Raw genomic sequence first — 13,527 nt, 5'->3', positions numbered from 1 at the left:
CGGCATGCGGTTCATCCAACTCGAGTCGGTCGACGACGAACGCGTCGAGGCCTACACGAATCTTACGGAACTCCAGCTGCGTAACCGTCTGGAACCGTCCAAGGGATTGTTCATCGCCGAATCGCCGAAGGTCATCGACCGGGCGCTGGCCGCCGGCAGGGAGCCCATCTCGCTGCTGGTCGAGGAGCCGTGGATCGACGGCATGGCTGAGACCTTCCGGTTCGTTGACGGGCATTGGGGCCCCGACGTGCCCGTGTATGTGGCGTCGCCCGAACAGCTGAAACGACTGACCGGATACCGTCTGCACCGCGGCGCACTGGCGGCCATGCGCCGGTGGCCGCTGCCCAGTGTCGAGGAGGTGTGCAGGAACGCGCGCCGCATCGCCGTGATGGAGAACATCGTGGACCACACCAATGTCGGCGCGCTGATGCGCTCGGCCGCGGCGTTGGGCGTCGACGCCGTGCTGGTGACCCCGTCGTGCGGCGATCCGCTGTACCGGCGTGCGGCGCGCGTATCCATGGGCACGGTGTTCCAGATCCCGTGGACCCGCATCGGCGGCGACAACACGCACTACTGGCCCGTCGAGGGGCTCGCCGAGCTGAACCGACTGGGATTCACGACCGCGGCGATGGCGCTGGAGGATGATTCGATCTCGCTGGACGAGCTGGTACGCCGGCTGGACAACGGCGCCGACGCGCCCGATCACATCGAGCGGCTCGCCCTGATCTTCGGCACCGAAGGCGATGGTCTGAGCCGCCGCACGATCGCCCACGCCGATCTGACCGTCAGGATTCCGATGAGCCACGGCGTGGACAGCCTCAATGTGGCGGCCTCCAGCGCCGTCGCCTTCTATTCGACTCGCGTTCACTGAAAAGTCGATGACATGCGGGGCGTCCTGTCTTGCGAAACGAAAAAAATATGTAATTATTGACACTGTAGGTGGTCTGCAAGGAAGCGGGCCAACAGCAATGCAGTACGGTGTCGTAAGACGCTCTAAGAGAGGAGTGATCGGATGTCGAAATCCAATCCGAAGATTCTGTCCATCGTGCTAGCGGGCGGTGAAGGCACCCGACTGATGCCGTTGACCAGGGACCGTGCCAAGCCGGCTGTGCCGTTCGGCGGCGTGTTCCGTCTGGTCGACTTCCCGCTGAGCAACCTCGTCAATTCCGGGTATCAGCAGATCATCGTGCTCACCCAGTACAAGTCGCACTCGCTCGACCGTCACATCTCGATGACCTGGCGGTTCTCGCAGCTGCTGGGCAACTACGTGTCCCCGGTCCCGGCGCAGCAGCGTCTGGGCAAGCACTGGTACCTCGGCTCCGCGGACGCGATCTACCAGACCATCAACATCATCGAGGACGTCCAGCCGGATATCGTGGTCATCGTCGGCGCCGACCACGTGTACCGCATGGACTTCAGCCAGATGGTGCAGCAGCATATCGAGTCCGGCGCCGAGTTCACGGTGGCCGGCATCCGCCAGCCGATCAGCCAGTCGAACCAGTTCGGCGTGATCGAGGTCGATCCCGACCATCCGAACATGATCAAGAGCTTCCAGGAGAAGCCGGAGACCACCACCGGCCTGCCGGACGATCCGAATTCGTTCCTGGCCTCGATGGGCAACTACGTGGCCAACACCGACGCCCTGTTCGCCGCGCTGGCGCAGGACGAGAAGGCCGAGAACACGAAGCACGACATGGGCGGCGACATCGCCCCGTACTTCGCCAGCCGCAACGAGGCCGGCGTCTACGACTTCAACACCAACGAGATCCCCGGCTCCACCTCCACCGATCATGCCTACTGGCGCGACGTGGGTACGCTCAAGCAGTTCTACGATGCGCATATGGACCTGATCTCCTATGTGCCCGAGTTCAACCTGTACAACTCGGAGTGGCCGATCTACACGATGTCCGGCAACCTGCCGCCGGCCAAGTTCGTGCATGCAGGCCGCGACCGTCTGGGCCACGCCACCGATTCGATCATCTCCCCCGGCGTCATCGTCTCCGGCGGCGAGGTGCATCACTCGGTGCTCTCCCCGAACGTGCGCATCCACTCCTGGTCGCAGGTCGTGGACTCGATCCTGTTCGACGGCGTGGTCGTCAACCGCCGCGCCCGCGTGTACAAGGCCATCCTCGACAAGAACGTCGTGCTCACCGAGAACTCCACGGTCGGCATCGACACCGAGCATGATCTTGCCCGCGGATTCACGGTGACGCCAGACGGCATCACCGTCGTGCCGAAGAACACGATCGTCGACGACTGATCGAAGTACGGACGCCGAGAGGGGGCCATCCGTCAGGATGGCCCCCTCTCGTATGTTCCACGGAAAATGGCGGAAAGGTTGTCCGGTCCGTCAGTACTTCGGCATGGCATCGAAGTTGAAGCCGAGCGCGGCCAACTGGTCACGGCCCTCCGGCGTGATCATGTCCATGGTCCAGCGAGGCTGCCAGGTCCAGTCGATACGGAATTCCTCCACCAGTCCGGCCAGTGTGGCCGCGCACTCGTCCTCGATCAGATCGGTCAGGGGGCAGGCCGGCGTCGTCAACGTCATCGTGATGATCGCACGCCCCAGCGCATCGATTTCGATGCCGTATACCAAGCCCAGATCGATCACATCGATGCCCAGCTCCGGATCGATCACCTGATGTAGCGCCTCGCGCACGTCGGCGGCGGTCGCCCGCCCGATCTCATCGACATACGTCAGCGGGATGCCGCCGTCGTCGGCGGTCTCCTTGGCATCCTGCCTGCCGCACTGGCAGGCGTGTTCCGTTGAGGCCGCGGCAGCGGTATCCTCCTGTTGCAGACCGGTACCGGACAAGCCCTTGGCCAACGCCGGATTCAACATCACACGGCGAGCCGCCTGCTCATCACCCAACGCCTTCTGCACGGAATCAAACACCGTATTACGCGGTTCAGGCACCAGATTGTCGCTCATTCGCACTCCCATCCATCGCTAGTCCCGACCATTGTACGTGGCGCAACCCGCCGCGACAAGACCTATTCCGGGAATTCCGCCGGCATCGGATTGCAGCCGTTCGATGACGACCATCATGCGGCCGGCACCGACCGCATACCGCTCACATGACGGTGGACGGCTGATCGCCCGCGCTCACTCCATGCCCGTCAGCGCCTCGGCCACGGAAGCCTTCATGCCTTCCCAGCCAAGCAGCGCGCATTTGATGCGCATCGGGTATTTCGAGACGCCTTGGAACACCACGGCGTCGCCCAAATCGTCCTCGGCGGCCTCGTCTTCCAGCCCCACGCCGCGCGAGTCCATCAGCTGGTGGAACAGCCCGGCCAGCCGCATCGCCTCATCCACGGTTTTACCTTCGACCAGATCCACCATGATCGACAGGCTGGCCTGGGAGATCGAACAGCCGTGACCATCCCACACGATTCGGTCGATGGTATGGGGACGGCCGTCGCTGCCGTCCGAAACCTCGGCGTGAATCGTCGCCTCATCCCCGCATGTGGGGTTGAACTGGTGGGATTCGCCGGCCGCGCAATACTCGTGGCTGGCGCGGACGACGCTCTGCCCCGCCTGCGCGGACTGTTCGTTCGCCAGATCAGGCGCGAACCGTTCACGGCCGTGCGGATTGCGGGATGCCTCCAGGATCACCTCCTGGTACATCTGTTCCAGGTCGTCTCCACTCATGCCGAAATCCATAGCCAGCTCCTTACCGGACGAACACCGTTCTTCCTAGCGTTCACACCGCAACCATCGTATCCGCAGGCAGGCACGATGCCGATACCGTGGCAGATGCGAGGCGATAGGTCATCCGGTCAGACCCGGAAGAACGCCCTCACCTTGCCCACCGCGTCGACAAGCGCCCGCGCGTCCGCCACGGTGTTGTACACGCCGCTGGAGGCGCGGTTCGACGCGTAGATGCCGAAATGGCGGTGCACCGGCTGCGCGCAATGGTGGCCGACACGGATCGCGATGCCCTGCGCGTCGATGAACTGCCCGACGTCATGCGGGTGCACGCCGGCGACGTCGAACGCCACCGTGCCGATCCGATCCGTGTTCCCACGCGGTCCCAGGATGCGCACACCGTCGGTTTCGCCGAGCTTGAGCAGTTCGGCGGCCACCGCGTGCTCGTGTTCCTCGATGGCGTCCATGCCGATCGCCATCATCCACTCCGCCGCGGCGCCGGCGGCCACCACCTGCGCGACCGGCTGGGTGCCGGCCTCGAATTTGGCGGGCGGCGCCATGTACTGCGCCGGACGGTCCATCCAGGCCAGCTCGACCATCGAACCGCCGAAATTCGCCGGGGGCAGCGCTTCCAGCAGCTCGCGACGCCCGTACAGGAAGCCGACGCCGGTCGGACCATACATCTTGTGTGCGCTCCAGACCGCGAAATCCACGTCCATCGCATGGAAATCCACGGCCAGATGCGGCACCGACTGGCAGGCGTCCAGCACGATCAGCGCGCCGACGGCGTGCGCCCTGCGGATAATCGGCGTCAGGTCGGTGATCGCGCCGGTCACATTCGCCACATGGGTGACCGCCACCACGCGGGTACGTTCGGTGATCACCTCGTCGGCTGTGTCCGAACGGATACGCCCCTCTTCGTCCAGGTCCAGCCACTTGAGCGTGGCACCGGTGCGTGCGGCCAGTTCCTGGAACGGCAGCAGCACCGAATGGTGCTCGGCCTTGGAGACCACGATCTCGTCGCCCGGATGCAGGGCGAACTGTTGGGCGGCCGCTCCCCCGCGTCCCAGCGACGCGTTGCCGAATGCGGTCGCCAGCAGGTTCAGTCCGGCTGTGGCACCGGAGGTGACGACGATCTCCTCGCCGCCCTCGTCCGCGCAGGCGCCGACCAGACGCGCCATCGACGCGCGGGCCCGTTCGAAGGCGACGGTGCTGCGCGCGGCAAGTTCATGCGCGCCACGGTGCACGGCGGCGTTATCACGTCGGTAGAAGGACGACTCGGCGTCGATCACGCACTGCGGTTTCTGCGCGGTGGCCGCCGAATCCAGATAGACCAGCGGATGCCCGTGAATCGTCTGATCGAGAATCGGGAATTCCGCCCGAATCGCATCGAAATCAACCATACCCTTGCCTTCCATCATGCAATCCGACGACGTGCGGTCCGCCACCGGCACCATCTGTCGGCACGTCGAAACCGCTGCCGCCGCACCTTCGCCGTCGGCGTGCTCCGCCCATGGTCGCCTTGCCGGAGGTGCGGACCGCGGCGCGCGTAACGGTCCGCACCACCATGGCGCTTACGCCAGCGCGGATTCGCTGTCGGCACCCTCCGGCAGGAACTGGTCGTAGCCGCTCTCCTCCAGCTCGTCGGCCAGCTCGGGGCCCCCGGTCTTGACGAAATGGCCGTCGGCGAACACGTGCACGATATCCGGCTTGATGTACTTCAAGATGCGCGTGTAGTGGGTGACCATCAGGATGCCCAGGCCGGTGTTCTCCCTGGCGCGGTTCACGCCTTCGGACACGATGCGCAGCGCGTCCACGTCGAGGCCCGAATCGGTTTCGTCCAACACGGCGAACTTCGGTTTGAGCAGTTCCAGCTGCAGCACCTCGGCGCGCTTCTTCTCACCGCCGGAGAAGCCCTCGTTCACGGAACGGGTGGCGAACTTCGGATCCATCTTGAGCCGCTTCATGGCCTCGGTCAGTTCCTTGGTCCAGGTGCGGATGGCCGGCGCCTGGCCGTCGATCTCGGTTTTGGCGGTGCGCAGGAAATTGGTCATCGACACGCCCGGCACCTCCACCGGGTACTGCATGGCCAGGAACAGGCCGGCCTTGGCGCGCTCGTCCGGCGTCATCGTCAGCAGGTCCTCGCCATCCAGCAGCACCTGGCCGGATTCCACCTCGTACTTGGGGTGGCCGGCCAGCGTGTAGGCCAGCGTGGACTTGCCAGAGCCGTTCGGGCCCATGATGGCGTGGGTCTCCCCCGAGTTGACGGTCAGGTTCACGCCTTTGAGGATCTGCTTGCGGCCGTCCTTGGTTTCGACCGAGGCGTACAGGTCCTTGATTTCCAACGTCGACATCTTACTTCTCCTCCCAAACGGTTGTCATGGCTTCGCTTTCGCCGCGGGCAAGCCGGCGGTCGATGATGCTCATCAGATGGTCGCCGATCTGCGGGATGCCGATCTCCTCGACCAGCTCGCCGAAGAACCCGCGCACCACCAGCTTGCGGGCCTCCGTCTCCGGAATGCCGCGCGACTGCAGATAGAACAGCTCCTCGTCATCGAACCGGCCGACCGAGCTGGCGTGTCCGGCGCCGATGATGTTGCCGTTCTCGATCTCCAGGTTCGGTTCCGAATCGGCGATCGCGCCCGGCGTCAGCACCAGGTTGCGGTTGAGCTCGTAGGAATCGGTGCCCGGCGCGGTCGGTTGGATCAGCGCGTTGCCGACCCATGTGGAGTGCGCCCCCTGCCCGTCGAGCGCGCCCTTGTACACGACGCGCGACTTGCAATCCGGATGGTTGTGCACCACCATCGTGCGGTGCTCGATGTGCTCGCCCGGATCGGCGAAGTAGATGCCCAGCATGTTCAGGTCGCCCTGCGGGCCGCCGAAGTCCTGGTCCATACGGATGCGGACCACATCGCCGCCGAGCGTGACCATCGAGTGACGCAGGCTGGCGTTCTCGCCCACATGGATGCGGTGGCCGCCGACATGCTTGGAGCCCTTCTCCCACTCCTGGATGAAGGTGGTGGACAGGTTGGAATCGCGGCCGGTGACGATCTCCACACCCTCCGCGAGACGTGCCATGCCATGGTGTTCGACGACGACGTCGGCATGGGTGCCGGCGTCGGCCGCGATGACCAGGTGCAGCGCATCCGGCGCGTCGCCGCCGCCGGTGACCGTGATGCGCACCGGCTGGGCGACGTCGCCGTGCAGGGTCACGACGGTCGCGGTCTTCACGACGTTCCATTCGACCGCGGAGATGCGGTCGCTCGGCTTGGACACGGTGCCGCTCGGCGCGACGGTCCTGTCCACGACCTCGACGCCGACCTGCGCGGGGTCCAACGGCGAACCGTCGATGCCGGTCACCTCGACCGTGGTCAGGCCGCTCGGCTCGAACACATCGAGGAATTCGGCGACGCGGTCCAGCGGCGTGTACCGCCACTCCTCCTGACGGGAGGTCGGCATCGCGAACGCGTCAAGGTCGAAGCTGCGCGGCGCACGGTCCGCGCTCGACGGCATGGCCGCCGGCACCGCGTACGGGTCGTTCGGATCCGCCACGGGAATGGTGATTTCGGTATTCTCTGCCATCGGACTCAGCCCACCGATCCTTCCATCTGCAGTTCCACCAAACGATTCAGTTCCAGCGCGTACTCCATCGGTAGCTCACGGCTGATCGGCTCGACGAAGCCGCGTACGATCATGCCCATCGCCTCGTCCTCGTTCAGACCGCGGCTCATCAGATAGAACAGCTGGTCCTCGGAGACCTTGGAGACGGTGGCCTCATGCGCCATCGACACATCGTCCTCGCGCACGTCCACATGCGGATAGGTGTCGGAGCGCGAGTAGTCGTCGACCAGCAGCGCGTCGCAGACCGTGGAGTTCGAGGAGCCTTCGGCGCCTTTGACAATCTTGACCAGACCGCGGTAGGCGGACCGGCCGCCGCCGCGCGAGATGGACTTGGCCACGATCGTGGAGCTGGTGTGCGGGGCCAGATGGATCATCTTGGCGCCCGTATCCTGGTACTGCCCCTTGCCGGCGAAGCCCAGCGACATGGTTTCGGCCTTGGCGTACGGTTCGGCCAGGATGCAGGCCGGGTACTTCATCGTGGCCTTGGAGCCGATGTTGCCGTCCACCCATTCCATCGTGCCGCCCTCGCGCACGTAGGCGCGCTGGGTGACCAGATTGTACACGTTGTTCGACCAGTTCTGCACGGTGGTGTAGCGCACGCGGGCGTGCTTCTCCACGATGATCTCCACGATGGCGGCGTGCAGCGAGTCGGTCGAGTAGATCGGCGCGGTGCAGCCCTCCACGTAATGTACGTAGGAGCCCTCGTCGGCGATGATCAGCGTGCGTTCGAACTGGCCCATATTCGGGGTGTTGATGCGGAAGTAGGCCTGCAGCGGGATGTCCACATGCACGCCCTTCGGCACGTAGATGAACGAGCCGCCCGACCAGGCGGCCGTGTTCAGCGCGCCGAACTTGTTGTCGTCCGGCGGCACCACGGTGCCGAAGTACTTGCGCACCAGATCCGGGTATTCACGCACCGCGGTGTCGGTGTCCACGAAGATCACGCCCTGGTCCTTCAGCTCCTGCTGGATGGAGTTGTAGATGACCTCGGACTCGTACTGGGCGGCCACGCCGGAGACCAGACGCTTCTTCTCCGCCTCGGGGATGCCCAGGCGGTCGTAGGTGTTGCGGATGTCGTCCGGCAGATCCTCCCAGGTGGCGGCCTGCTTGTCGATCGGCTTGACGTAGTACTTGAAGTCGTCGGCGTTGAACCCGCTCAGATCCACGCCCCAGTCCGGCATCGGCTTGTCCAGGAACGCCTGATAGCCCTTGAGACGGATGTCGAGCATCCACTCGGGCTCGCCCTTGTCGGCCGAGATGGCGCGCACCACGTTCTCGTCGATGCCTTTCTTCGCCGCCTCGCCGGCCGCATCGGAATCATGCCAGCCGTACTCGTACTCGCCGAACTGGCTGATGATCTCGTCATCCTGCCTGATCTTGTCCTCGTTGACGCGGGAACGGCCGGCCACATACTGGCTCATCTCCACGTCAGCCGCGGCGCCGCCCGTCTGCTCGGGCGACTGTGGCGTCATCTCATCCGTCACTGCGCGCTGCCTCCTTCGTACGAATTGCTTCCATCCGCAACACTAACGGAAACGGCGGGAAAACACTAGTATCCGCTCGAAAAATCCTCCCCAGGCGGATGTGAGGAAGCTCACGGGGGTGCCGGCGGAGCCTCATCGTCCAATGCCATCCCCGGAAAACAGACGGTGCCACACGAAACTCGTGTGGCACCGCAATCAGCACAGTACTGAATCGTCAGCGATCGGACTGGTGAACCAGCGCGGCCCTGACCAGACCCGCGAACAGCGGGTGCGGCTTGGTCGGACGGCTCTTGAACTCCGGGTGCGCCTGGGTGGCCACATAGAACGGATGCACCTCGCGCGGCAGCTCCACGAACTCGGTGAGCTCGCCGTCCGGGCTCTGGCCGGAGATCACCAGACCGGCCTCACGCAGACGGTCCTTATAGGCCACGTTCACCTCGTAGCGGTGGCGGTGCCGCTCGGTGACATGCGTGGTGCCGTACAGTTCAGCGACCAGCGATCCCTCCAGCAGCTCGGCCGGGTAGGATCCCAGACGCATCGTATGGCCCATATCGCCCTTGCCGGCCACGATATCCTTCTGCTCCTCCATCGTGGCGATGACCGGATTCGCGCAGTTCGGATCGAACTCGGTGGAGTCCGCATCCTCGATGCCGAGCACGTCGCGGGCGTATTCGATGACCATCGACTGCAATCCCAGACACAGGCCGAGCGCCGGCAGACCGTTCTCGCGTGCGAACCGCAGCGCACCGATCTTGCCCTCGATGCCGCGGATGCCGAATCCACCCGGCACCACAATGCCGTCGACCTGATCGAGCGCGGCCGCCGCGCCCTCCGGGGTCGCGCACTTGTCGGCGGCCACCCATTTGACGTTGACCTTGGCCCAGTTGGCGAAACCGCCCGCCTTGATCGCCTCGGTGACGGACAGGTACGCGTCCGGCAGGTCGATGTACTTGCCGACGATCGCGATGTTCACCTCATGCTTCGGATGGTGCACGCGCTCCAGCAGGTCGGCCCACTCGTCCCAGTCCACGTCGTGGAACGGCAGACCCAGCTCGCGCACCACGTAGGCGTCGAGACCCTCGTCGAACAGGATCTTCGGCACGTCGTAAATGCTCGGCGCGTCCACGCAGTTGACCACGCCCTCCGAATCCACGTCGCACATCAGCGAGATCTTGTCCTTGATGGACTGGTTGAGCGGACGGTCCGAACGCAGCACCAGCGCATCCGGGGAGATGCCCAACTGACGCAGCATCATCACCGAATGCTGGGTGGGCTTGGTCTTCAACTCGTGCGCGGCGGAGATGTACGGCACGAGGGAGACGTGCACGAACATGCAGTTGTCCGGCCCCAGGTCGCGGCGCACCTCGCGCGCCGCCTCCAGGAACGGCTGGGATTCGATGTCGCCGACGGTGCCGCCGATCTCGGTGATGATCACGTCCACATCGTCGGAGGCCTGGGCGCGCATGCGGGACTTGATTTCGTCGGTGATATGCGGGATGACCTGCACGCACTGGCCGAGGTACTCGCCGGCGCGCTCCTTGCGCAGCACCGACTGGTAGATCTGGCCGGTGGTCACGTTCGCCTTCTGGCTGAGGAAGACGTCGAGGAAGCGCTCGTAGTGGCCGATGTCCAGATCGGTTTCGGCACCGTCCTCGGTCACGTACACTTCGCCGTGCTGGAACGGGTTCATCGTGCCCGGGTCCACGTTGATGTAGGGATCGAGCTTCTGCTGCAGCACGTGGATGCCACGCGAACGCAGCAGACGGCCGAGCGAGGAGGCAGTCAGTCCCTTGCCCAACGACGAGACCACGCCTCCGGTGACGAAGATGTGCTTGGTGATGTGTTCGGATGAATTGCCATGATGTCTTCTAACCATGGGATTCCATCATATCAACGATGTGTGACGTCACGATGACGTATGTCCACGATGCAACCCTACCTTGATTGCCACGGCCTTAGGCGGGGCCGATTTGCAGCCCTCCCCCGTAATCCCCCGTCCAGGGGATGAGATTCATGACCATTTCGACATGCGGGATGCCATCCTCCAGGAATTCGGCGGAATCGACGCGGAAGCCGAAGCGTTCGTAGAAGCCGATCGCATGGCATTGGGCTTCGATACGTAGCGTTTTGGCGCCGTATTGTTCGCGCGCGATCCGAATTCCCTCACGCATCGCCACAGCCCCGTAGCCTTTGCCGCGAATCCGCGTCACCACACGGCCCAGGCTCGCATCCGGGAACGAGACGCCAGGCCGCAGCACGCGCAGCCCGGCGACCATCTCCCCCGCGTCATCGCACACCATGACCTGCCATGAGCCGGGATCCTTGCCGTCGATGTCCTGATAGGCGCACTCCTGCTCCACCACGAACACCTCGGAGCGAAGGCGCAGGATCTCATACAATTCCGTCACCGTCAGTTCCTCGAACGGCTTGGATATTACACGGCACCTATTGCGCATCACACCTGTCGTCATTGATGAACCTAGATTCGTTCTCACGCCTCCAGGAGGTGCGCCACGGCCTCCAGGGCCAGACGGTACCCGTAGAAGCCCATGCCGGTGATGGTGCCGGTGGCCACGGGGCTGATGACCGAATACTTGCGGAACGCATCACGCGCCGACGGGTTGGAGATATGTACCTCCATCAGCGGCAGCCCTGCATCGGTCACCATGTGGGCGGCGTCGGACAGGCCGTACGAGTAGTGGGTGAACGCCGCCGGGTTCATGACCACCGGCGTCTGCTCGTCCACGGCCCGGTGCATCCAACCGATCATCTCCGCCTCGTCGTCGGTCTGGCGGACCTCGACCTCAAGCCCCAGTTCCTCGCCCCAGGCCGTGCAATCGCGGCGCAGGGTCTCCAGATCCTGATGCCCGTACACGTCGGGTTCGCGCACACCGAGACGGCCGAGATTCGGACCATTGACGACGATGACTTTACGAGACATTCGATGTTTCCTTTCTGTCGGTTCTTCCGGTTCTCCGGTTCATTCTCGTTCGCGAGAGGATCGAGGCGCCTCCGTGCGGTTCGGGCTGATACGTGGAGAGGCAGCCGTTCCGTGTCCGCGATCAACTCTCCAATGGCCACGCGACCATACGTCACCATCCCGTCGGCGGTTGATATGTCCGCCCTCAGGGGCGGATGCGGCGGAACGCCTCTTCCACGGCCTCCATCGGCGGGTTCTCCAGGTGGATGACGTGGCCGACACGGTCCAACACCACGAACCGCAGCATGTTGCCGCGCGCCTTCTTATCCCGGTGCATCAGCGCCAGCACGTCGGACCAAGAGCCGCCGCCCCACGAGGTCGGCAAGCCCAACGCTCCGAGCAGCGAGCGGTGATAGTCGACCAGATCACGGTCGATATACCCGAGCAGGTTCGACAATTCAGCCGCATACACCATGCCGACGGCCACCGCGTTGCCGTGCCGCCAGCGGAAATGCTCGATCTTCTCGATGGCATGGCCGAGGGTATGCCCGTAGTTGAGGAATTCGCGCAGCCCCTGCTCCTTCAAGTCGGAGGAAACGTGATGCACCTTGACGCGCACCGTGCGTTCGATCAGTTCGCCGACCACATCCTTCAACGGGGATTCCAGGAACGTCGCGCCATCGAATCCGCGCAGCGCCGCGGCATGGGATTCCAGGATCCGCAGGATCTCCCCGTCCATGATGAACCCGGATTTGGCCACTTCGCCGAGCCCTTCGATGAAGATGTCGTTGGGCAGCGAAGCCAGGGTCCGCACGTCGGCGAGTACGCCGGCCGGCGTGTAGAAGGAGCCGACCAGGTTCTTGCCCTGCGGCGTGTTGATGCCGGTTTTGCCGCCGGTGGACGCATCGACCATCGCCAGCAGCGAGGTGGGACAGTTCACGTAGCGCACGCCGCGCATCCATGTGGCGGCGATGAACCCGGCCAGATCGGTGGCCGCGCCCCCGCCGACGCCCACGATCGCATCGGATCGTGTGAATCCCTCCTCACCGAGTCGCTGCCAGATGCCGTTGGCCACGTCCACGGTCTTGCCGGCTTCGGCATCGGGCACAACGATGTCCGACACCTCATAGCCGCCCTGGCGCAGCAACGCGCGTGCGTGGTCGGAATGACGCTGCACCGGCTGCGTATGAATCAGTGCCACACGGGTCGCCTTCCGCCCCAGCAGCTCGGGCAGGTGCCCCATCGCCCCTTCGCCGATCCGCACATCGTATGCGTCGATGCCGGATCCGGTCACGTACACGCAACGTTCCTCGATCATGTCCTTCATCCTCCTCGCAGCCTGCGCCGGCGTCAACCCGTAGGTTCGCACGTACACGTTCGCCACGTCGCGGAACACCGGGTCGCGCTGACGGTACAGCGTCTTCCAACGTTCGTCGGCGTCGCCGTTGAGCATCGGCCTGCCTCCGCCCCTGCGCGCGCGTTCCATCGCCTCTCGCGGATCGGCCATCAGGTATATCACCTTGCCGCCGTCGGCGATGTAACCGGCCAGTGTCTCCTGTACCGCAGGCGTCATCGGGGCGCCTCCGCCCAGGGAGAAGATGCCGTCGAACCCATCGACCGTTCTGCGGATCAGGTCGCTTTCCACATCCCGGAACGCCGGTTCACCGTACCGCTCGAAGTATTCGGGGATGGACATGCCCACCTGACGCTCAATCTCCACGTCCGCGTCGAGGAACGGCAGGCCCATGACCTGCGCGGTCTCACGCCCGACGCGGGTTTTGCCGGCGCCCATCATGCCGATGATAACGGCCTGCGGATGGTTCGTCATCTTCCGTCCTCTCCTCCTATCCGTC

The 13,527-nt window shown here is 64.4% G+C and carries 12 protein-coding genes; 2 read left to right on the top strand and 10 right to left on the bottom strand.

The window, feature by feature from the left end; translation table 11 throughout:
• Window positions 1–4: 4 nt before the first annotated feature.
• Entirely contained in the window at window positions 5–871 is an 867-nt protein-coding gene (locus OU11_RS03740; RefSeq protein ID WP_033514580.1) for a TrmH family RNA methyltransferase, read from the top strand.
• Between the two features lie 141 nt (window positions 872–1,012).
• Window positions 1,013–2,260, top strand: coding sequence for a glucose-1-phosphate adenylyltransferase (gene glgC, locus OU11_RS03735; protein WP_033514579.1), 1,248 nt, complete (start codon window positions 1,013–1,015; stop codon window positions 2,258–2,260).
• Between the two features lie 90 nt (window positions 2,261–2,350).
• Here glgC and OU11_RS03730 read toward each other — a convergent pair whose 3' ends face one another.
• From OU11_RS03730 to OU11_RS03685, 10 genes are all read right to left on the bottom strand, one after another.
• On the bottom strand, window positions 2,351–2,932 hold the full coding sequence (locus OU11_RS03730; RefSeq protein WP_033514578.1) for a metal-sulfur cluster assembly factor: 582 nt from the start codon (window positions 2,930–2,932) through the stop codon (window positions 2,351–2,353).
• A 174-nt stretch (window positions 2,933–3,106) separates the two neighbouring features.
• Complete coding sequence (gene sufU / locus OU11_RS03725; protein ID WP_033514577.1) at window positions 3,107–3,664, bottom strand: Fe-S cluster assembly sulfur transfer protein SufU; 558 nt, start codon at window positions 3,662–3,664, stop codon at window positions 3,107–3,109.
• A gap of 116 nt (window positions 3,665–3,780) precedes the next feature.
• The gene (locus OU11_RS03720) at window positions 3,781–5,052 is read right to left on the bottom strand and encodes a SufS family cysteine desulfurase (protein WP_033514702.1); all 1,272 of its coding nucleotides are present in this window, start codon (window positions 5,050–5,052) and stop codon (window positions 3,781–3,783) included.
• A gap of 171 nt (window positions 5,053–5,223) precedes the next feature.
• Window positions 5,224–6,003 (bottom strand): Fe-S cluster assembly ATPase SufC, encoded by a 780-nt coding sequence (gene sufC / locus OU11_RS03715; RefSeq protein WP_033514576.1) that lies wholly within the window; start codon window positions 6,001–6,003, stop codon window positions 5,224–5,226.
• A gap of 1 nt (window position 6,004) precedes the next feature.
• A complete protein-coding gene (sufD, locus tag OU11_RS03710; protein ID WP_033514575.1) occupies window positions 6,005–7,231 on the bottom strand; it encodes a Fe-S cluster assembly protein SufD in 1,227 nt (408 codons plus the stop codon).
• A gap of 5 nt (window positions 7,232–7,236) precedes the next feature.
• Entirely contained in the window at window positions 7,237–8,742 is a 1,506-nt protein-coding gene (gene sufB, locus OU11_RS03705) for a Fe-S cluster assembly protein SufB (protein WP_033514701.1), read from the bottom strand.
• A gap of 226 nt (window positions 8,743–8,968) precedes the next feature.
• Entirely contained in the window at window positions 8,969–10,630 is a 1,662-nt protein-coding gene (locus OU11_RS03700; protein WP_033514574.1) for a CTP synthase, read from the bottom strand.
• Between the two features lie 79 nt (window positions 10,631–10,709).
• The gene (locus OU11_RS03695) at window positions 10,710–11,162 is read right to left on the bottom strand and encodes a GNAT family N-acetyltransferase (protein ID WP_206538220.1); all 453 of its coding nucleotides are present in this window, start codon (window positions 11,160–11,162) and stop codon (window positions 10,710–10,712) included.
• 83 nt (window positions 11,163–11,245) lie between these two features.
• The gene (locus OU11_RS03690; RefSeq protein WP_033514573.1) at window positions 11,246–11,695 is read right to left on the bottom strand and encodes a type II 3-dehydroquinate dehydratase; all 450 of its coding nucleotides are present in this window, start codon (window positions 11,693–11,695) and stop codon (window positions 11,246–11,248) included.
• 184 nt (window positions 11,696–11,879) lie between these two features.
• Window positions 11,880–13,502 carry a bifunctional shikimate kinase/3-dehydroquinate synthase gene (locus OU11_RS03685; protein ID WP_033514572.1) on the bottom strand — a complete coding sequence of 541 codons (1,623 nt, stop codon included), beginning with the start codon at window positions 13,500–13,502 and terminating at the stop codon, window positions 11,880–11,882.
• Window positions 13,503–13,527: the final 25 nt, after the last annotated feature.

Origin of the sequence: Bifidobacterium pullorum DSM 20433 (assembly GCF_000771405.1) — a bacterium.
In the GTDB taxonomy this organism is placed as follows: Bacteria; Actinomycetota; Actinomycetes; order Actinomycetales; family Bifidobacteriaceae; genus Bifidobacterium; species Bifidobacterium pullorum.
The sequence above is the reverse complement of the archived record's forward strand: the minus strand, read 5'-3'. Positions and strand labels throughout refer to the sequence as shown.